Below are 482 nucleotides of genomic sequence, written 5' to 3'. Positions count from 1 at the left end.
ACATCGGTCGCTGCCGGCACCTGCCCACTGAGAACGCTGTTCTCGCCGGTGGTTTGGGTATCGGCGACGGCCATCGGCGCATCGTTGGTGCCGGTCACGGTGATCGTCACCGTCTTGGGCTCGCTGACGCCGCCGTCGTTATCGGTGGCGGTGTAGCTGAAGGTGACGTCGCGACTTTCGCCGGCGGCCAGAGCGTCGAAGTCGGTGCCGGGCGTGAAACTGTAGGAACCGTCGGCATTGAACGTCAGGCTACCGTTGCCGGTGCCGACATCCGTCGCCAGGTCATAACCGGCGATGGCGCCATCGACGTCACTCGCCGCCGGGACCTGGCCGGTCAGTAGTGTGTTCTCTTCCGTCGTGGCCGTGCCTGCCTGAGCGACCGGGGCATCGTTGGTGCCGGTGACGTTGATGGTCACCGTCTTGGGCTCGCTCACGCCGCCGTCGTTATCGATAGCGGTGTAGCTGAAGGTGATATCGCGGCT

General features: G+C 64.9%; 1 protein-coding gene. It reads right to left on the bottom strand.

Annotated features, from left to right (window positions below):
- The coding region (locus BTW07_RS19160) for an Ig-like domain-containing protein (RefSeq protein ID WP_167369302.1) at positions 1 to 482 on the bottom strand (482 nt) is incomplete at both ends.

Source organism: Salinicola socius (genome assembly GCF_001937195.1).
GTDB lineage: Bacteria > Pseudomonadota > Gammaproteobacteria > Pseudomonadales > Halomonadaceae > Salinicola > Salinicola socius.
This window is presented reverse-complemented; position numbering and strand designations above follow the sequence as displayed.